The organism is Capnocytophaga bilenii (assembly GCF_017565765.1).
Lineage (GTDB): Bacteria > Bacteroidota > Bacteroidia > Flavobacteriales > Flavobacteriaceae > Capnocytophaga > Capnocytophaga bilenii.
This window is the reverse complement of the sequence record NZ_JAGDYP010000011.1, coordinates 42107-62467: the sequence shown is the minus strand read 5'-3', so window position 1 is coordinate 62467 and position 20361 is coordinate 42107. Positions and strand designations below refer to the sequence as shown.

The window sequence follows — 20361 nt, the reverse complement described above, 5'->3', positions numbered from 1 at the left end:
GTAGGGAAAATACACCTACCCTATGCAAGGGGGGGGGCGGAAAATACACCTACCCTACACAAGGGGGGTAGGGAAAATACACCTACCCTATGCAAGGGGGGTAGGGAAAATACACCTACCCTATGCAAGGAGGGTGCGGAAAATACACCTACCCTACACAAGGGGGGTAGGGAAAATACACCTACCCTATGCAAGGAGGGTGCGGAAAATACACCTACCCTATGCAAGGAGGGTGCGGAAAATACACCTACCCTAAGCAAGGGGGGTAGGGAAAATACACCTACCCTAAGCAAGGGGGGTAGGGAAAATACACCTACCCTAAGCAAGGGGGGTAGGGAAAATACACCTACCCTAAGCAAGGGGGGTAGGGAAAATACACCTACCCTAAGCAAGGGGGGTAGGGAAAATACACCTACCCTAAGCAAGGGGGGTAGGGAAAATACACCTACCCTAAGCAAGGGGGGGTAGGGAAAATACACCTACCCTAAGCAAGGGGGGTAGGGAAAATACACCTACCCTAAGCAAGGGGGGTAGGGAAAATACACCTACCCTAAGCAAGAGGGGTAGGGAAAATACACCTACCCTACACAAGGGGGGTGCGGAAAATACACCTACCCTATTTTTTAATAATTATCTGATAATCAATTAATTAAAGATAAAATCTAATTTTTAAGCTCTTTTCTTCCTAATTATATATTATTATAATATATATAAATAAAAATAAGCACACACATTTTTTCTTTCTGCATTTTTACCCAATCTGAGAGTATGATTTACCTTATTTTTAGTAACTATTTGTAAATCAGATTTTTTGTGAAAGTCTTAAGTTATATTGTTTTTAGGGGCAAGATGTGCCTTTGTATATACACAGTTTTTAGCAAAACGGTATACAAAGGCGCATCTTGCTTTTTAGTCCTCTTTTTCAAAAACTTGCCTATGGCTGCATTTTTGTGAAAGAAGACTAAAAAGGGGAAAAAACTTCGGAACTCGTTTTTTCTTTCTATAGGAAATTTAGATTTAGTTTTTGAGCTCTTTGTGGAACTCAAAAACAATGGGTAGCTAAAAAGCAGTATACTATATAGCTTGATTACCAAGAAGTAGAAATACCGCAGTATTTCAAGTAAATCAAACTTTATAAAGCTAGATAGCTAGTGATAAGATAGAGAAAAATTGAATCTTTTAAATCAATATTGAATATTTTGTCAAAGATAGTAATGATTTTGTTGATACTCACCTTCCCATAAGAAATGGCTTTAATTTGTTGTAAGGCATAAACAAGTTCAATCAAATCATTTTTGGTAGCAGTCCATTCTAAATCTGTAACGACTTCTTGCAGGTTTCCTTCTAAATCGGAAACAAGAAAAACAAGGAGATAAAAGCAGAGCGAGGAAGAGGAATACGAATTTAAATGCAGTGTATTTCAACACATAATTATGCTTGGTTAATTATCAGTTGCTTTTTTATTTTTTAAATAAATTATTTTATTGAAAATCAGAAACTTATATTTATTACCTTATATCACTGAACAGAATCCAATTACAGCGATAAAAATAATTTTACAATTTGGTTATCAGATGATTTATTTTTTATGTGGTACATTCAACCCTTAAGCACAATGTTCACAAAACTCCAATCCATTATCACTCGTAATGGTTTTTACAAAATCTTTATACGGAAGCAAAGCCTCTATCATCGCTTTGGTTATTTTTTTGCATTTTTACTACTTAACTTACTCATTATTAAAAAAATATTTTTCTTTCTACAATCGTCAAAATTGCTCTTTTGTGTTCTGCCCCCACAATTAATCTACTTCAAAATATCCAAATTCTTCATTAGTCAAAACGATTTCAGGGCGTAAACTAATTGGTTTTCGTCCTCTCCTCAGCCCTCTCCGAAGGAAAGGGAGCTGTTTTCGATGTTTTAACTTATGTCTTAAATATTGATATAAATCACCTCCTTTTCCCTTATTTTCTCGGATATATTGATAAATCTTTTCAGTACTTACCATATTGATATTTTGTTTTTTACAATAGCCCACAATTTTACAGCAAATCTTTCCTTGCGAATATTTGCGTGTTCCTGAGCGTTTTGAGGGGGATATACCCCTCTTTTCAGCTCTCTGCTAATGGTACTTTCTGACACACCCAATTGCCCAGCAATAAATTTTGGGGATTTATTGCATTTAAGATATATTTTTATTTCGGTATTATTTTCCAAAGAAATCAAAAGTGTAAAAATCGGTAAATTGGTAAAGGATTTTTATATCAAACTCACCGAACTCTATGGGTAATTTCGGGTAGTGGGAGTGAATTACAATCTGATTGTAAAGATTTTGTATCGCAATTTTTCCGAAAAGAAAGCCTCCACCTATCTGTTTAAACTTGAAAAACAAACCGCTCAAATAGTGGCTATCTGTAAAGAAATTATGACTCTTTCGCAAAGATTAGAATAGCATCTCACCGAAAAAAACAAAAAATAAATAACGTGTAAAACATCAAACTTTATTTTATATATTTGATTTACAAATTATTAAAAAACTATATTGAAAAAATAAATAAAAAAATCATCAATTTATTTTTTTAGATAAATCTAAATTATTACTTTTGCAAATCTAAAAATATTAAAAACAATAATATTAAACAATTGAAAATCAATTAAGCTAACTATTTAAACCTGAAAAATAATGAATATTAATCACACACTCCCAGAGCTTCCGTATGACAAAAATGCTCTAAATCCGATTATTACAGAGGAAACTTTTGATTATCACTACGAAAAGCATCACGCTGCCTATGTAAACAACCTTGCGGGATTGGTAAAAGATACCGAATGGGCGGAAAAAGACATCGTGGACATCATCCGAAAAAGCTACAACGAAAACCAAGTAGCCATTTTCAACAATGCAGCTCAACATTGGAATCATTCCTTTTTTTGGAATTGTCTCTCGCCCGATGGCGGAAAAAATCCTACTGGAAAAATCGCTGAACTCATCAACCGCGATTTCGGAAGTTTTAAAAATTTTAAAGAACAATTCTCTGCCACTGCCGTAAAATTATTCGGTGCTGGTTGGGCGTGGCTGGCTCAAAATCAGGAAGGAAAATTAGAAATTCTCCCAATGAAAGATGCTTTCACTCCACTGACTGAAAATAAAACTCCTATCCTTACCCTCGATGTGTGGGAGCACGCCTACTATATCGATTATCGAAATGCAAGACCCAAATTCGTGGAAGGTTTTTGGGAACTTGTAAACTGGAATTTTGCTAACCAAAACTTGAAATATAATGAGTGATACTTGTGTAAAACATATCGAAAATTATTGGAAGATTTTAACCGAAGAAGCCAATGAATCTTTTAACGAAGGAAATTATGAAGTTGCTTTGAGTGGCTATCTAAATGCCTTGTACAGAGCTGAAGTGCTTAATGGTAATTTTCTCGATTGCGTCCGACTGAAAGTTCCTTTTGTACAATTGTACGTTGTTTCGTGTAACAACTTGGCAAATTGCTATCAGGAAATAAAAGATTTGAAAAATGCAGAGGAAATGTTGCAAAAAGTGATATATTTTCTTTTATATCTCTATGAAAAGAATTATAAAAAAGAAGAAATTCAGGGAGAATTGAAAAAATCTGTCATTAGTTACATAAACTTTATTCAAAAAAATAATTTAGATACAATAAGTAAAACTATTTTTTTAACTTACTTGAAAAAACGATTGATAACAAACAATTTAGAAAATATAAAAACATTCGATTATGTGCAATTCAATTAAAAAATTGGTTCAGAAAGAGCAATTACAACTCATCCAAAAAGGAATACTAAGCATTGGAGATAAATTACCAGAATTTGTTAAAAAAGCCGTTATTTCTACAAAGAAAGGCATAGAAATCTCTGAAATCACACACAACTACGCAGCCGAACAAGGAAAGTGGATGGTGCTTTTTTGGTGGCCTAAAGATTTTACTTTCGTCTGTCCAACAGAAATTATAGAATTTAATAAAAATAATAAAAAATTTCTGGAAAGAAACGCTGTGTTGATTGGTGCTTCTACCGACACCGAATATGTACATTTAGGGTGGAGAGAAAATCATCCACAATTAGCAGAACTTTCTATTCCAATGCTTGCCGATACTTCCAAATCTTTAGCCGAAGAAATGGGAATTTTAAATTGCGAAGAAAAAGTTGCTTATCGAGCTACTTTTATCATTGACCCACAAGGAATTATACAATGGGTGAGCGTTTATCCTATGAATGTGGGAAGAAATGTAGATGAAGTACTTCGCGTATTAGATGCTCTCCAAACAGAAGAATTAACCGCTTGTGGGTGGAAGGCGGGAGAACAAACACTTTCTCAACAATTAAAAAAATAAATAAAATGATCGATACTTACCTTTATACAGAGCTAAAACGCTATACCGCCGACAAATTATCGTTTGAGAAAGGCACAATAATTCGTTTTATTCGTAGCCAAAAAGATTTGCAAAATATTGATATTCAGGAAAATTTGAAAGAAGAAATTCATCAGTCGTTTGAGGATAAGGAGAATAAACATTGGCATCTTTGGCAAGAAGAAAAAAGTTTGCTGGTAGCCGTTTCCAAATACGAATTAGAGGATTTAAGACAAGTAGGGGCAACCATTGTGCAACAACTACAACCGTCTTCTGTTTCATCTTCGGTGGAGGCGGTTCTTGAAAATCTGGAACTTTTCTCCGAAAAAGAAAAATACGCCCTCTTGGAAGGTGTGTTGCTTAGCAGTTATCATTTTGATAAATATCTATCCAAAAAAAAGACGGGTAAAATCACGCTATTTGTTTCGGAAACCGCTCTTTCTGAAAAGCAATACAATGAACTTAACACAGTTCTTGAAGCCATTTCCCTCACCAAAAACGCAGTAAATGAACCTGTTAATTATATGGATGCTCTCAAGTTTTCAGAATGGGTGCAGGAAGCAGGTGAAAAATTCGGTTTTGGAACGGAAATTCTTCATAAAAAACAAATCGAAACCCTAAAAATGGGAGGTTTGCTCGGCGTGAATAAAGGCTCGGAAACACCACCCACTTTTAATATTATGCACTACAAACCGAAAAATGCGGTCAATTCTCAACCTTTGGTTTTGGTAGGCAAAGGTGTAATGTTCGATACGGGCGGTTACTCACTCAAAGTGGGTGGCGTAATGAGTACAATGAAATGCGATATGGCAGGTGGTGCCGCTGTGTTGGGTATCATTTCGGTAATTGCGGGGAATCAATTGCCTTACTATGTGATTGGTATTGTACCCGCCACGGATAACAAAATCAATTCCAATGCCTTAGTGGTAGATGATGTGATTACCATAATGGACGGCACTACGGTAGAAGTGCAAAATACCGATGCCGAAGGACGACTTGTTTTGGCAGATGCACTTTGCTATGCGAAAAAATTCAACCCTGAATTAGTGATTGATATGGCTACGCTCACGGGAGCTTCGGCGGCGATTACAGGGAGTTTCGGAATTGCAGGACTTTCCAACCACCAAGAAAGTATCGATGCTCTAAAATCCATTGGCGAGGAAGTCTATGAACGCATTGTGCAGCTCCCTCTTTGGAAAGAATACGGCGAACTCATAAAATCTGATATTGCCGACCTTAAAAACATTGGCGGACCCATCGGCGGAGTGAGTACAGCAGCCAAATTTTTGGAGCATTTTACCGATTACCCTTGGGTACATCTCGATATCGCAGGAGCTGCTTTCCTCAAAGACAAAAAAGGCTATAAACAAAGCGGAGCAACAGCAGTGCCTGTAAGACTGATTTATGAATTTGTAAAAAGTAAATGCTAATGAAAATCAAAAAATTATTCATCGTACTATTAGGTATAGGAGGTACATTGTTGTATTCTTGTAAAAATGAAAAATCATCTTTTGAACCCGTTGAAAATTCAGCAAAAGTAGAATGGACGGCATATAAAACTACCGAGAAATTACCTGTAAAAGGAACTTTTGAATCGGTGGACTTAATCAACCTTTCAGAAGGAAAATCCATTGAAGATTTTTTAAACAATGCTGAGTTTTCTATTCGTGCTTTGGAGTTATCAACAGGAGATCCTTCCAGAGATGAAAAAATTAAAAATTCCTTTTTCGGATTGATGAACGAAGCAGGAAAAATATCAGGAAAATTCATTTTTGAAAACCATCAATGGACTATTAAGCTAAGAATGAATGGAGTTAGTGTGAATAATATTCCAGCAGAAATTCAATTCAAAGATAATTTATTGAGTGTCAAATCTTCTATCGATTTGAAAGATTTTAAAGCTTTGAAAGCCTTAGAAGTACTTAACTCAGTTTGTTTTGATTTGCATAAAGGTGTTGATGGTATAAGTAAAGTATGGGAAAATGTTGATATTCACGCGTCTGTAAAATTAAAAGAAACTAAAAAATGATTACCGAACCCCTCTTACAAGACAACAAAGACCGCTTTGTCATTTTTCCTATACAGCACAATGATATTTGGCAATTCTACAAAAACGCCGAAGCCAGTTTTTGGACGGCAGAAGAAGTAGATTTGTCGCCCGATCTCCACGATTGGCAAAACAAACTCAACGACAACGAACGATTTTTCATCTCGCGAGTGTTGGCTTTTTTTGCTGCCAGTGATGGCATCGTGAATGAAAATCTTGCCATCAACTTCCTCCAAGAGGTGCAATATCCTGAGGCACGATGTTTCTACGGATTTCAAATTATGATTGAAAATATCCATTCCGAGATGTACTCGCTCCTCATCGATACTTATGTGAAAGACCCTGCCGAGAAGGATTATTTGCTTCGTGCCATCGAAACCATTCCGTGTGTTACCAAAAAAGCAAAATGGGCGTTGCGATGGATTACCAAAGGAAGTTTTGCCGAGCGACTCATCGCCTTTGCTGCGGTGGAGGGCATCTTCTTTTCAGGAAGTTTTTGCTCTATTTTTTGGCTCAAAAAACGCGGCTTGATGCCAGGGCTCACCTTTTCTAACGAACTCATCAGTCGGGACGAAGGCTTGCACTGCGATTTTGCTTGTTTGCTCTATGTCAATCATCTACAAAACAAACTTTCGGAAGAAACCATACGAGAAATCATCGTAGATGCCGTTGCTATCGAAAAGGAATTTGTTACCGATGCACTCCCTGTGAAACTCATCGGAATGAATGCCGAACTGATGTGCCAATACATCGAATTTGTAGCCGATAGATTGCTCGTTGCCTTGGGGTGCAATAAAGTGTGGAACGCTACCAATCCGTTTGATTTTATGGAACTTATTTCTCTGCAAGGAAAAACCAATTTCTTCGAACGGCGTGTAGGCGAATACCAAAAAACAGGCGTAGCACAAACCAACAGCGAACAAAACACCTTTTCACTCGATGAAGATTTTTAAAATAACTATTGGCTATCGGCCATTAGCTATTAGCCAAATAAAACCATTAAAAAAATGAAACTTCCCATATTTGCTTACGGAAATAATGTACTCAAAGTCAAGGCACAAGCCGTAGCCTCTGATTTTCCCAATTTGCACGAACTCATCGCCAATATGTGGGAAACGATGGAAAAGGCCAATGGCTGTGGGTTGGCAGCACCGCAGGTCGGAAAATCGTTGCGGTTGTTCGTTGCCGATTCTCAATTGCTTTACGAGGCGATGGACGAAAGGGATAAAATAGCCTATTTCGAAAAAGGCGACACGGGTATTCGGCGAGTGTTTATCAATCCGCAAATAAAAAATCTTTCCGAAGAACAATGGGAAGAAGCAGAAGGCTGTTTGAGTTTGCCCTTTTTATCAGGAAAAGTAGCCCGTTCGTGGTCGGTGGAATTGAGCTATCAAAACGAACAATTTGAAACCATCACCGAAACTTTTAGCGGAATGACTGCACGCGTGATTCTCCACGAATACGACCACTTGGAAGGCATTCTCTACATTGACCGCGTGAAACCCTTGGCGAAAAAACTGATGCAATCCAAACTCCAAAAACTATTGAAAGGAAATCTAGTTCCTGCTTATGCTATGAAATTCAAATAAAAAAAGAAATGTTTGTAATAAAGAGAAACGGAAAAAAAGAAGCCGTTCATTTTGATAAAATTACGGCTCGTATTCATAAACTCATCTACGGCTTATCAATTTCGGAAAAAGATGTAATTGAAATTGCTAAAAAAGTCATTCAAGGGATTTACGACAATATTACCACTACCGAACTGGACAACCTTGCGGCAGAAACCGCCGCTGCACAAACTACCATTCACCCTGATTTTTCGGTCTTGGCGGCACGCATCGCCGTGAGCAATTTGCACAAAAACACTCTCAAATCGTTTTCAAAAACCGCTCAATTGCTCTACGAATACACCGACCCCATAACCCAAACCCACGCACCTCTCATCTCCGAAGAAATTTATAAAATCATTCGTAAAAACGCCGATGAACTCGACAGCAGTGTCATCTACGACCGCGATTATAATTTTGATTACTTCGGATTTAAAACCTTAGAGCGTTCCTACCTCATTCGTACCAATGGAAAGGTAACCGAACGCCCACAGCATCTCTTTATGCGTGTGGCGTTGGGCATTCACAAAGAGGATATTCAGGCGGCGATTGAAACTTACAACTTGATGAGCGAAAAATGGTTTATCCACGCTACACCAACGCTTTTCAACGCCGGTACGCCCAAACCGCAAATGTCGTCTTGCTTTTTGCTGAGTATGACCGAAGACAGCATCGCTGGGATTTTTGACACCCTCAAACGCTGTGCTTTGATTTCGCAATCAGCGGGTGGTATTGGTGTGAGCATTCATAACATTCGTTCCACGGGGAGCTATATCAAAGGTACAGGCGGAATTTCCAACGGCATTATTCCGATGCTTCGCGTGTTCAATGATACGGCTCGTTATGTAGATCAAGGCGGCGGCAAACGCAAAGGTGCTATTGCCGTCTATATCGAACCGTGGCACTTGGATATTTTTGATTTTATTGATATTCGTAAAAATCACGGTAAGGAGGAGATGCGCGCAAGGGATTTATTTCCTGCCCTTTGGATTCCTGACCTCTTTATGCAACGCGTAGAAGCCGACCAAATGTGGTCGCTCTTTGACCCCAACGAAGCACAAGGGCTGTACGAGGTGTATGGCGAAAAATTCAACGAACTTTATACCACTTACGAAAACGAAGGAAAATTTCGCAAGCAAATCAAGGCACGCGAACTCTGGACAGCCATTCTCGAAGCTCAAATCGAAACCGGTACACCTTATATGTGCTACAAAGATGCCGTGAATGAAAAATCAAACCAAAAGAACATTGGTACGATACGCAGTTCCAACCTCTGCACCGAAATAATGGAATACACCAACGCCGATGAGGTGGCGGTGTGCAATTTGGCTTCCTTGGCATTGCCTCGCTATGTTTCCAGTGGGGGATTTGATTTTCAAAAACTCTACGAAGTAACCAAAATCGTTACGCGAAATCTCAATAAAATCATCGATGGAAATTATTATCCCATTCCTGAGACCAAAACTTCCAACGACCGCCATCGTCCGATAGGCTTAGGCGTGCAGGGCTTGGCAGATGTGTTTTTACTCCTCCGTTTGCCCTTTGAAAGCCCAGAAGCTCGGAGGCTGAACAAGGATATTTTCGAGACGATTTATTTTGCCTCGATGGAAGCCTCGATGGACTTGGCAAAGGAGCAAGGGGCATACAGCTCGTTTGCAGGGTCGCCGCTTTCGGAAGGGAAATTTCAGTTTGATTTGTGGCAAGTTGTCCCTTCTGACCGTTGGGATTGGGAAAAACTTCGCCAAGAGGTGATGACCCACGGCGTACGCAATTCGCTTCTTTTAGCACCGATGCCTACCGCCTCTACTTCGCAGATTTTGGGCAACAATGAGTGCTTTGAACCCTACACCAGCAATATTTATAACCGCCGTGTGCTTTCGGGCGAATTTGTGGTGGTGAATAAATTCTTACTCAAAGACCTCATCGAGTTGGGACTTTGGAACCCTACGATGAAAAACAAACTCATCGCCGAAAATGGTTCGGTGCAAAACATTCCTAAAATCCCTACGGAGCTGAAAGAATTGTACAAAACCGTTTGGGAAATCAAGCAAAAAACCATCATTGATATGGCGGCAGAGCGAGGAGCGTTTATCTGTCAGTCGCAGTCGCTCAACCTCTTTATGGCAGAGCCGAATTTGGCAAAGCTCACCTCGATGCACTTCCACGCGTGGAAAAGCGGACTCAAAACGGGTATGTACTACCTCCGCACCAAAGCCGCCGTAGATGCCATCAAATTTACCGTAGATACGCAGCTGCTTTTAGGACAATCACAAGTAGCCTGCTCGCTAGACAACCCTGAGGAATGTTTGGCGTGTGGAAGTTAACTTTCTATTGAAACTATTCGTTTTTATGGTAAAATTGATAAAAGATATACTATTGGCTTAGTGATTTTGAATAATGAAAAAACGTTTTCTTACAGGAAAAAAGAAAAGAAAAAATAATTTATATCTTAGTTCCATTTTTTATTTCTATATTTGCAATTCAAATAGAAATGTATTTGTATTTTAGATTTAAAAGTATTTCAATTTAATTTCTAAAAAATGTTATCTTGATACTTAAAATCAACAATAGATAGAGTATATAACCGAGTATTTTTATTAGGTTTTATGGCGTTAGAAGTTAGATAAAAGCTATTATATAAAACGGCTTTTATCTACAAAAGGGAACTCATAACCCGAAGGTCACTGGTTCGAGTCCAGTTCCCGCTACAAAATTTAGATAGCTAAAAAAGAGTGGTTTATATGCGCATAAATCACTCTTTTTTATGTCTGAATTTAGTAAGAAATTGAAAAACGAATACGATAGAGCAAGAAAAGCTGTTTTAAACGCTAATAAAACACCCCTAATAGGCTTGTGCTTATCAGGGGTGCTTTTATATATGATAGTTATTTTATTATTGACGAGTAAGGTTATATTTGTACTTATACCTTAAAGATACATCATATTTTAGCTGTAGTATTATATTTTTTTCAGCGTATTCAGCTTGTTTTTCTAAACTAAGAGAAGGTAAATTAGGATATTCTTTGTTTAACTTTTCAAGTTCTCTTTTATATTCACTATTATTTCCAATAGCATCACTATCTACTAAGAGAAAGAAGAAATCAGTATTTTCAGCTAATAAATTATTGTTGTTTTCAAAATAATAAGTAGCTAAGTCTTGCTTTTTATCTTCATTAGTTATTTTATTTCCATTTACAGCGTATGTTATATCTTGGAAAGTATATACTCCATTCTTATCTGTTATTTTTAGTTTTTTCTCACCCTCTATGTTGCTAAAAACAACTTTAACTGAGTAGACTTCGTAATTAGTCTCAGGACTTCCTAAGATTATACCATACATTTGTTTGAAAATTTCATCTACTTTAGCCTGTTTTTCAGGCTTTTCAGCAATAACCTTTATAGTTCCTACCCAAGTGCCTAAAAATTTGTCATTACCTCCTTTTTCGCTGTTAGGAGTTTCTTTGTCTGATTTTGAACAAGCAGCAAACGATATGGCTGCAATAACGAGTAATAAAATTCTCTTCATCATAATATTATATGTTTAGTTACTAATTGATTGCGCAAAAATATGAATTTTATTGATAAATTCCAAAATAAATTTCAGATACTGTTCTGAAGTGCTCTATACGCAACACGGCTCATACAAAGTAAAGCTAATACTACTCAGGGAGAAAAACTCACTTATAAAAGACTTTTTAGATGAGCTATCTCCTTAAAAAATGAAGTAAAATACCCCCTGTTGTAGTTTTTTTATTGTTATTAATGATTAATTGTTAATAATTTACTATCTTTGCACCGCTTTTAAATGAGATAAAAATGTTTGATAATTTAAGTGATAAATTAGAAAAAGCCCTACATAATCTTAAGGGGCACGGTAAAATTACCGAAATCAACGTAGCAGAGACTTTAAAAGAGGTGAGACGTGCCCTTTTAGATGCGGACGTGAATTATAAAATAGCTAAGGATTTTACCAATACAGTTAAGGAAAAAGCCATTGGACAGCAGGTACTTACCACATTGCAACCAGGGCAGCTGATGGTAAAAATCGTAAAAGATGAGCTTACTCAGCTAATGGGAGGTGATGCAGCAGGAGTAAACCTCTCGGGGAATCCTACCGTTATTTTGATGTCGGGCTTGCAGGGTTCGGGTAAAACCACCTTCTCGGGCAAGTTGGCTAATTATCTTAAAAACAAGAAAAATAAAAAGCCCCTTTTGGTGGCTTGTGATGTGTATCGTCCTGCGGCGATTGATCAGCTGCATATAGTGGGCGACCAAGTGGGAGTGCCTGTTTTTTCTGATAAAGGCAATAATAACCCTGTAGATATAGCACTTAAAGGAGTGCAATACGCTAAGGATAATCACCTAAATGTGGTAATTGTAGATACAGCAGGTCGTTTGGCAGTTGATGAGCAAATGATGAATGAAATTTCTAACATTCACCAAGCTATCAAACCACACGAAACGCTCTTCGTGGTAGATGCAATGACCGGGCAAGATGCAGTGAATACAGCTAAGGCTTTTAATGATGTGCTTAATTTTGATGGAGTTATTCTTACCAAACTCGATGGCGATACCCGCGGTGGTGCCGCTATTACTATCAAGTCGGTAGTGAATAAGCCTATTAAGTTTGTGGGGACAGGAGAAAAGATGGAAGCTATAGACGTGTTCTATCCCGATCGTATGGCAGACCGTATTCTTGGTATGGGTGATGTCGTTTCGCTCGTAGAACGCGCTCAAGAGCAGTTTGACGAAGAACAAGCTCGCAAACTTCAGAAGAAAATCGCTAAAAATCAATTTGGTTTTGATGATTTTCTCGAACAAATACAGCAAATTAAGCGTATGGGTAGTATGAAAGACTTGCTGGGTATGCTCCCTGGTGTGGGTAAAGCTGTAAAAGACCTCGATATAAAAGATGATGCTTTTAAGCATATTGAGGCTATTATCCACTCAATGACACCTAAAGAGCGCAGCAATCCTGCTATTATTGATATGAGTCGCAAAAAACGTATTGCTAAAGGTAGCGGACGTGAGCTTCAGGAAGTAAACCAGCTAATGAAGCAGTTTGAACAAATGAGCAAAATGATGAAGATGATGCAAGGCGGTGGCGGTAGAAAGATGATGCAAATGATGCAAAATATAAGATAAAATAACAATAACAACTAAAAAAAATGACTATTTTAGACGGAAAAAAAACTTCAGAAACCCTGAAACAAGAAATTGCTGAAGAGGTAAAACAACTGAAAGCAGCAGGTAAAAAGGCGCCTCATTTGGCAGCTGTATTAGTAGGCGATGATGGGGCAAGTCTTACTTATGTAGGGAGCAAAGTAAAGGCTTGTGAGCAGGTAGGATTTGCTTCTACCCTTGTGAAACTTCCTGCCGATATTACTGAGGAGGTTCTTTTGAAAGAGATTGATAAGCTCAACGCCAATCCTGATATTGATGGCTATATAGTGCAATTGCCACTCCCTAAACATATTGATGAGCAGAAGATACTCTTGGCAGTAGACCCTAAAAAAGATGTAGATGGCTTTCACCCATCCAATTTTGGAAGAATAGCTTTAGATATGGAAGCTTTTATTCCCGCTACTCCTTTTGGTATTATGGAACTCCTAAAACGTTATGAAGTGCCTACCAAAGGTAAACACGTAGTAGTTGTGGGACGCTCGCATATCGTGGGCAGACCTATCAGCATCTTGCTCAGCCAAAAAGGAGCGCAAGGCAACGCAACAGTTACGCTCACTCACAGCCATACTCCTAACCTTGCAGACTTCACTCGTCAGGCAGATATTATCGTGATGGCATTAGGTATCCCAGAGTTTCTAAAAGGCGATATGGTAAAAGAAGGCGTTACGATTATAGATGTAGGAATCACACGCCTGAAGGACGACAGCACCGCCAAAGGATACCGCATCGTAGGCGATGTAGCTTTCAATGAGGTAAAGGATAAAGCAAGTTTTATTACGCCTGTACCTGGTGGAGTAGGCCCTATGACTATAGCAATGCTTTTGAAGAATACATTGTTAGCTTACCAGTGGAATAGAAAATAGCAAAAGAAAAAAATAAAGACGAAAAAAGAGGCGCTTAGCCTCTTTTTTTTGTGTTATGAATTCCATATTTCCCAAGCCTTTTCGGCTTGTAATTCCAGCATTTTTAGTCCGTTACAAGTAGTAGCCCCTTGCTGTGCGCCCAACGCCAAAAAAGTAGTCTGTGCAGGATTATAAATAAGGTCGTACAACAAGTGCTGCCCACTAAGGTATTGATAGGGCAGAGGAGGGCAATCAGTGATATTAGGGTATGTACCTAAAGGAGTACAGTTAATAATAAGTGTATGCGCCTCTATAATAGTAGGAGTAAGCTGGTGATAAGACAGCTGTCCTTCTTTGGGGTTACGTGATACAAAAGTATAACCAATGCCCAACTGCTGCAAGCTATAAGCCACTGCCCCCGAAGCACCGCCTGTCCCCAATATAAGTGCCTGTGTGTGATGAAGTTGTAATAAAGGTTTTAGAGATTCGGTAAAACCGTAATAATCGGTATTGTAACCTATAAGCCCTATAGGAGTAGGCTTAATAGTATTCACAGCCCCTATTTGGTGAGCTGTGGGCTCTATAGCAGTAAGAAGTGAAATAATATCACGTTTATAAGGAATCGTAACATTCATTCCTTTAAGAGTAGGAGTAGCCTTAAGTAGCGCAGGGAGCTCATCAAGTGTCTGAATATCAAAATTGATATACTGAGAATCAGTAATACCTTCACGTGCGAACTTCTCGCTGAAATAATTGCGTGAAAAAGAATACGAAATATTACGACCTATTAAAGCATATGTTTTCATTTTAAGAATTAATTATCATTGTCCCGTTCTGATAGCCTCCACAGGATTTAACCGCGCAGCACTCGAGGCAGGAATAATACCCGAAAGTAAGCCCACTACAAGCGAAATACCCAAACCTATACTTATATTTTTAACAGATAACACAAACTTAAACTCATCAAAAGAAGCACTAATACCTATCGTGAGAGCCCAAACTGCAATTAAACCAAGCAATCCACCAAAAATAGCCAATAGTACCGCTTCAAAAAGAAATTGAAACAAAATAAATTGATTTTTAGCACCCAATGACTTCTGTACCCCGATGAGATTAGTCCGTTCTTTTACGCTTACAAACATAATATTAGCAATCCCAAAACCGCCTACCAATATAGAAAAACCTCCAATAATCCAACCTACAACATTCATCATACCAATAGTTTGGTCAATCATATCAGTAAAAGAAGAAATTTTATTCAGAAAAAAATTGTCTATATCATTAGGTTTCAATCCCCTATAAGTACGGAGTTTCTGCCGTAAAACACCTTCAAATTCAGCAGCATCCACCCCCTTCTTAGGTTTTATAGTTACACCACAAGGCATTCCCTGCGGACCTGTATTCATAAAATTACGTACAAAGTTAGCAGGCACATAAGCATTATCGTCAGCACCATTTCCCATCTCTCCATATTTTTTAAGCACCCCTATAACCATAAGTTTCCTGCCAAACATACGCACCTCTTTACCCAACGGGTCTTCATAACCAAATAACTGTTCAGCAATAGAATGCCCTAAAAGAACCACAGGGCTACCAGCATTAGTTTCAGCCTCGTTGTAAATCCTCCCTTTTTCCATTTTAATGTCATTGATAAGCTCCACACCCGAGGACGTAGCTTGTACATTCAGGTTAGAGAGCGTTTTTCCATTGTATTTGGCAGTAGTATTTACACCAAACATACTATAAACCACAGCCTCAGTATTAGGAAGTTCCCGCTTTAAGAATTCAAACTCCTGATAAGTAACTTGCGGAAAACGAAGCCGCTGCCAGCGAGGTACATCAGTAGGAGCAAAAGAGAATTTAGAAAGCGTAATCATATTCTTGTCAAGCCCCGCAAGACTATCCTGTATGCTTTTATTGAGAGAATCAACTGCCGATAATACCGAAATAATAGAGAAAATACCCACCGTAACGCCCAAGAGCGAAAGGAAGGTACGCAACTTATTATCACGTAACGACTTAATAGCAAAATTAAAACTCTCTTTTAATAATTGTAAATAAATAAACATAGTTAGTTCTCAGTTTTTACAGCCAGAAGCTATCCCAAAAATCAATCAGCCTCACAAAACAAAACTCTTTCAGTCAGCAAAAATATTTTTCTGCAAATATATGAAATAATTATGAATTAAGAGACTATCTGAAAAATCTTTTTCTACAAACTCATAACCTCCCGTTCCACTGCCCCGCCAATTCAAAATTCAAAATTCAAAATTCAAAATTCAAAATTCAAAATTCCCAATTCTTCTCACCGAACCTTGAGCGAAGGATTAGCGAAGGATTAGCGAAGGATAAACAAAAAAGATTTCTCATTTGCCATTTGCCATTTGCTATTTAATTATTATCTTTGCAGCGTAAAAATACAAATATTTTTCCAAATGAGCACTGCAAAGCAAGCAAAATCAGCATTGATTTCCGTTTTTGATAAGACAGGATTAGAGCCTATCATTCAAAAAATGAAAGATTTAGATTTTACAATCTATTCCACCGGAGGTACAGAAGCCTTTATTAAAAAATTAGGAGTAGAAGTAATCCCTGTTGAAACAATTACCAACTACCCCTCTATCTTTGGAGGTAGAGTGAAGACATTACACCCCAAAATATTTGGGGGAATCCTAAATCGGCAAGACAACGAAACCGATATTAAGGAAATGAAACAATACACAATCCCACAAATAGATGTAGTGATTGTAGATTTGTATCCTTTTGAAAAAACGGTAGCCAGCGGTGCTACTCAAGAAGAGATTATTGAAAAAATTGATATAGGAGGCATTTCCCTTATCCGTGCGGCAGCTAAAAACTTCAAAGATGTGCTTTGTGTAGCATCAGTAGATGAATATGGTGCTCTATTGCAAATATTAAATGACCAAAAAGGAAGTACCACATTGGCACAACGCAAAACATTTGCTGCAAAAGCTTTCCAAGTGTCATCACATTACGACACCGCTATCTTCAACTATTTCAACCAAACCGAACAACTTCCAGCACTAAAACTAAGCGAACCCCGTGGCGAGGTATTGCGTTATGGCGAAAACCCTCACCAGCAAGGACGTTTTTATGGGGATTTTGAAGCGCTCTTCACTAAACTACACGGCAAAGAACTTTCATACAACAACTTGTTAGACGTAGATGCTGCGGTAAACCTAATTAGCGAGTTCGCCAATGATGCCCCTACTTTTGCTATCTTAAAGCATAATAATGCTTGCGGAGTAGCTACACGCAACACCATCAGGGAAGCCTACCAAGCAGCCTTAGCAGGCGACCCCGTATCGGCTTTTGGAGGTATCCTTATCGCTAATACAACCATCGATTTAGGCACTGCCGAAGATATTCATTCTTTGTTCTTTGAAGTCATTATTGCACCATCATATACCGATGAAGCGTTAGAAGTACTAAAACAGAAGAAAAACCGCATTATTTTAGTGCAAAAACAATTGCAATTGCCTACAGTAAGTGTTCGTTCCTGCCTAAATGGTTATTTGGTACAAGATAAAGACCTTAAAACCGACTCAATCACCGATTTGCAATACGTTACCGATACTAAACCAAGTGCAGAAGACCTTAAAGACTTGTTCTTTGCCTCTAAAATATGCAAAAACACCAAGTCCAATACCATAGTGCTTGCCAAAAACAAACAACTTATAGCCAGTGGTACAGGACAAACAAGCCGTGTAGATGCTCTTAAACAAGCTATCGAGAAAGCTAAAGAATTTAAATTTGACCTTAATGGCGCTGTAATGGCAAGCGATGCCTTTTTCCCTTTCCCCGATTGCGTAGAGATTGCCGGTAAAGCAGGTATTCGTTCTGTAATACAACCAGGAGGGTCTATAAAAGACAATTTAAGTATCGACTATTGTAATGCTCACCAAATAGCAATGGTGCTTACTGGAGTACGACACTTTAAACACTAATAAAAAAGATGCTAAAGATAATAGAAATACTAGAAAAACCATTCGAAAAACACTTCGTAGCTATTGCTGGTTATTTTGTGATGCTCTATAATGTTTTTAGAAAACAAACGCGTTGGTCTATTACAAAAGATTTAATAATGCGTGAGTTGGAAGATCTTATACTAAATTCATTGGGTATTGTGCTTTTTATTTCATTCTTTGTAGGAGCTGTAGTGGCAGTACAAACAGCATTGAATGTAAATAATCCTTTTATCCCAAAGTATCTGATAGGGTTTGCCACACGCCAATCTATAGTGTTAGAGTTTGCTCCTACCTTTATTTCAATAGTATTAGCAGGTAGGGTAGGATCATTTATCACTTCAAGTATAGGAACAATGCGAGTAACAGAACAAATAGACGCCCTTGATATTATGGGAGTAAATTCAGTGAATTACTTAGTGTTTCCTAAAATTATAGCAATGCTTTTTATGCCTTTTTTAATAGCCTTAGCAATGGTAATAGGAGTATTAGGAGGCTGGATATCATCAGTAGCAAGTGGTTATTCTACAACAAGCGAGTTTGTACAAGGGGTACAATATGATTTTACTATGTACAGTTTGTTTTACGCACTCACCAAAACGCTTATATTTGCCTTTTTATTAGCTACAATTCCCTCATATCACGGCTATTATATGAAAGGAGGCGCACTTGATGTAGGTAAAGCAAGCACCCTATCATTTGTATGGACAAGTATAGTAATTATCTTTTTCAACTCTATAATTACGCAATTGTTTTATGCGTAACTATACAATAACAAACCATAAAAAAATCCGATAGCAAAACGCTACCGGATTTTTTTATGTCTTATAAAAACGCTTAAAATCTAAATGTTCCTCCTACTCCTAATACAGTTTCAAAGAAGAAGAAATCGTGTTTAGCTTTATCGGCAATATCGTAGGTAGTGCGTACGTCGTACATATTGATGTAGCCACCTTTTAGTTCACCTACTATCAAAAAGTATTTGAAGAATGTAAGGTGCAATCCAGCTTTAGCATTTACACCTATCCCTGCAATGTGAAACTCATCGTAGCGCTCCTTGTTTAGCAATTTAGTATTCGATTTAGGATACATTACGCCAAAACCAAGCCCTTCAGTAAGGCTTACCTGTAGCTTGTCGGTATTGCGAATACCAAAAAGTCGCGAAATATCATCTATACGAGCTCCTTCAGCAACTACATAGTTTAGCCCATCGGTGTGTTCAAAGGTAAGGAAGTCTTCAGTAAGCACTTTGTCAGCGTTGTTGTATACGCCATCGTGTGAAGTACCAGACCCACTGATGTAACCATTCATCTTTACTGTTTGGTTATTCTTCATTACGTATTTCATATGGTCTACTCCCAAAGAAACAGTATAGTTATTGGTGATGTAGTAGCCTACGTGACAGTTAGTTTGCGGGATAGTCATACGCAAAGGATTGATATAATCTATATGCCATCCTTTAGGTCTATCAACAGCAACAGCATCATTGATAGTAAAGTTGTAGTTACTACCGGTGAAGGTAATGTCAGAATCCGTGTAGTAGCCACGATTACCGCCCCAAAAGAAAAATATTTTGCCTTTGTTGTTGGCAGTGTAACGCGCAGGAGCGTTATCGGGCTCCGTTTGTGCAAAGGTAGCTATAGTAGCAAAGCCAAGCATTGCACTTAAAAACATTTTTTTCATTGATTGATATTTTTTTAGTTATTTTGAGGCTGCAAAAGTAATAAAATAATTACAATCTGCAAGATGCTATTACTTTTAAGGAGTACAAATAAGACTTACCCGTATGTCTTTTTCAGTCATAAAAGGTGATAAATCAGTTTCGGGGGGGAAGAATGAAAGACCTATTTTTAGTACATCAGGCTTACATTGCGCTAAAAAGCGATCGTAATAGCCGCCACCATAGCCAATCCGATTACCCCGATAGTCGCAAGCTAATAGAGGCACGAATACAACATCTATTTTATCGGGTGAGATAATCTTACCCCCTTTAGGTTCGTCTATTCCCCAAGCATTTGTTTCCAACACAGTATCATTAGTTAGCAGTACCGAATCTATGTTTTTAGTCTCAGGGTTCATTCGTGGTACCACTATTTGCCTGTTTTTTTTCTGCATAAAGGCTATTAGGGGGGCGGTATCTATCTCGTTTAGTTTTTTTATAGTTAGGAATATATGAAAAGTTTTAAATTGCCAAAGAGCTTCCATAGCTATGAGTTCATCGGTTATTTTTTGGCTCATAGCGGCACGTTCTTCTGGGGTAAGAGTGCTGCGCTTTTGCATATAAATTTTCCGCAAGTCTTTTTTAGTCATCT

The 20361-nt window shown here is 38.1% G+C and carries 21 protein-coding genes and 1 pseudogene; 14 read left to right on the top strand and 8 right to left on the bottom strand.

Annotated elements, in window-relative coordinates; genetic code table 11:
* On the top strand, window positions 1–468 hold a 468-nt coding region (locus J4N46_RS11725), incomplete at its 5' end, for a hypothetical protein (protein ID WP_208059443.1).
* A 664-nt stretch (window positions 469–1132) separates the two neighbouring features.
* On the opposite strand, the gene J4N46_RS13030 is transcribed toward J4N46_RS11725, so the two are convergent.
* The 3 genes from J4N46_RS13030 to J4N46_RS13025 form a co-directional block, all read right to left on the bottom strand.
* Entirely contained in the window at window positions 1133–1336 is a 204-nt protein-coding gene (locus J4N46_RS13030; protein WP_394369239.1) for an RteC domain-containing protein, read from the bottom strand.
* Window positions 1337–1801: 465 nt separating this feature from the next.
* Entirely contained in the window at window positions 1802–2008 is a 207-nt protein-coding gene (locus J4N46_RS11715) for a hypothetical protein (RefSeq protein ID WP_009388521.1), read from the bottom strand.
* Window positions 2002–2217: a helix-turn-helix domain-containing protein gene (locus J4N46_RS13025; RefSeq protein WP_208059442.1), complete on the bottom strand. Its 216-nt coding sequence runs from the start codon at window positions 2215–2217 to the stop codon at window positions 2002–2004. The genes J4N46_RS11715 and J4N46_RS13025 overlap by 7 nt, the downstream gene beginning before the upstream one ends.
* Here J4N46_RS13025 and J4N46_RS12750 point away from each other — a divergent pair.
* From J4N46_RS12750 to J4N46_RS11670, 9 genes and pseudogenes are all read left to right on the top strand, one after another.
* Window positions 2201–2452, top strand: a pseudogene (locus tag J4N46_RS12750) (plasmid mobilization protein); the annotation flags it as partial. The gene J4N46_RS13025 and the pseudogene J4N46_RS12750 overlap by 17 nt on opposite strands.
* Before the next feature lie 231 nt (window positions 2453–2683).
* Window positions 2684–3289, top strand: coding sequence for a superoxide dismutase (locus tag J4N46_RS11705; RefSeq protein ID WP_106098554.1), 606 nt, complete (start codon window positions 2684–2686; stop codon window positions 3287–3289).
* Window positions 3282–3767, top strand: coding sequence for a tetratricopeptide repeat protein (locus J4N46_RS11700; protein WP_208059441.1), 486 nt, complete (start codon window positions 3282–3284; stop codon window positions 3765–3767). Before J4N46_RS11705 ends, J4N46_RS11700 begins: the two co-directional genes overlap by 8 nt.
* 4 nt (window positions 3768–3771) lie before the next feature.
* Window positions 3772–4365, top strand: coding sequence for a peroxiredoxin (locus J4N46_RS11695; protein WP_236013968.1), 594 nt, complete (start codon window positions 3772–3774; stop codon window positions 4363–4365).
* Window positions 4366–4370: 5 nt separating this feature from the next.
* The gene (locus J4N46_RS11690; protein WP_095900504.1) at window positions 4371–5813 is read left to right on the top strand and encodes a leucyl aminopeptidase family protein; all 1443 of its coding nucleotides are present in this window, start codon (window positions 4371–4373) and stop codon (window positions 5811–5813) included.
* Complete coding sequence (locus J4N46_RS11685; RefSeq protein WP_236013967.1) at window positions 5813–6412, top strand: YceI family protein; 600 nt, start codon at window positions 5813–5815, stop codon at window positions 6410–6412. The genes J4N46_RS11690 and J4N46_RS11685 overlap by 1 nt, the downstream gene beginning before the upstream one ends.
* Entirely contained in the window at window positions 6409–7383 is a 975-nt protein-coding gene (locus tag J4N46_RS11680) for a ribonucleoside-diphosphate reductase small subunit (RefSeq protein WP_009388529.1), read from the top strand. Before J4N46_RS11685 ends, J4N46_RS11680 begins: the two co-directional genes overlap by 4 nt.
* A 54-nt stretch (window positions 7384–7437) precedes the next feature.
* Window positions 7438–8019, top strand: a complete 582-nt coding sequence (gene def / locus J4N46_RS11675) for a peptide deformylase (protein WP_095900506.1) — start codon at window positions 7438–7440, stop codon at window positions 8017–8019.
* 8 nt (window positions 8020–8027) lie between these two features.
* Window positions 8028–10361: a ribonucleoside-diphosphate reductase subunit alpha gene (locus tag J4N46_RS11670; protein ID WP_208059440.1), complete on the top strand. Its 2334-nt coding sequence runs from the start codon at window positions 8028–8030 to the stop codon at window positions 10359–10361.
* Window positions 10362–10930: 569 nt separating this feature from the next.
* Here J4N46_RS11670 and J4N46_RS11665 read toward each other — a convergent pair.
* Window positions 10931–11566, bottom strand: a complete 636-nt coding sequence (locus J4N46_RS11665) for a hypothetical protein (protein ID WP_208059439.1) — start codon at window positions 11564–11566, stop codon at window positions 10931–10933.
* Between the two features lie 287 nt (window positions 11567–11853).
* Between J4N46_RS11665 and ffh the strand changes: the two genes are divergently transcribed.
* Window positions 11854–13182 carry a signal recognition particle protein gene (gene ffh, locus J4N46_RS11660; RefSeq protein ID WP_009415858.1) on the top strand — a complete coding sequence of 443 codons (1329 nt, stop codon included), beginning with the start codon at window positions 11854–11856 and terminating at the stop codon, window positions 13180–13182.
* Between the two features lie 23 nt (window positions 13183–13205).
* Window positions 13206–14084 carry a bifunctional methylenetetrahydrofolate dehydrogenase/methenyltetrahydrofolate cyclohydrolase FolD gene (gene folD / locus J4N46_RS11655; RefSeq protein WP_009415859.1) on the top strand — a complete coding sequence of 293 codons (879 nt, stop codon included), beginning with the start codon at window positions 13206–13208 and terminating at the stop codon, window positions 14082–14084.
* A gap of 53 nt (window positions 14085–14137) precedes the next feature.
* Here the strand turns inward: folD and J4N46_RS11650 are convergent, their stop codons facing one another.
* Window positions 14138–14869 (bottom strand): shikimate dehydrogenase family protein, encoded by a 732-nt coding sequence (locus J4N46_RS11650; protein WP_208059438.1) that lies wholly within the window; start codon window positions 14867–14869, stop codon window positions 14138–14140.
* Window positions 14870–14884: 15 nt separating this feature from the next.
* On the bottom strand, window positions 14885–16132 hold the full coding sequence (locus J4N46_RS11645) for an ABC transporter permease (RefSeq protein ID WP_208059437.1): 1248 nt from the start codon (window positions 16130–16132) through the stop codon (window positions 14885–14887).
* Between the two features lie 366 nt (window positions 16133–16498).
* Here J4N46_RS11645 and purH point away from each other — a divergent pair, with 366 nt between their 5' ends.
* Both purH and J4N46_RS11635 read left to right on the top strand, forming a co-directional pair.
* Entirely contained in the window at window positions 16499–18031 is a 1533-nt protein-coding gene (purH, locus tag J4N46_RS11640) for a bifunctional phosphoribosylaminoimidazolecarboxamide formyltransferase/IMP cyclohydrolase (RefSeq protein WP_208059436.1), read from the top strand.
* 8 nt (window positions 18032–18039) lie between these two features.
* Entirely contained in the window at window positions 18040–18813 is a 774-nt protein-coding gene (locus J4N46_RS11635) for an MlaE family ABC transporter permease (RefSeq protein ID WP_009415863.1), read from the top strand.
* Window positions 18814–18886: 73 nt separating this feature from the next.
* On the opposite strand, the gene J4N46_RS11630 is transcribed toward J4N46_RS11635, so the two are convergent.
* Complete coding sequence (locus J4N46_RS11630; protein ID WP_208059435.1) at window positions 18887–19732, bottom strand: hypothetical protein; 846 nt, start codon at window positions 19730–19732, stop codon at window positions 18887–18889.
* Between the two features lie 75 nt (window positions 19733–19807).
* The gene (locus tag J4N46_RS11625) at window positions 19808–20359 is read right to left on the bottom strand and encodes a 5-formyltetrahydrofolate cyclo-ligase (RefSeq protein ID WP_208059434.1); all 552 of its coding nucleotides are present in this window, start codon (window positions 20357–20359) and stop codon (window positions 19808–19810) included.
* Window positions 20360–20361 lie beyond the last annotated feature (2 nt).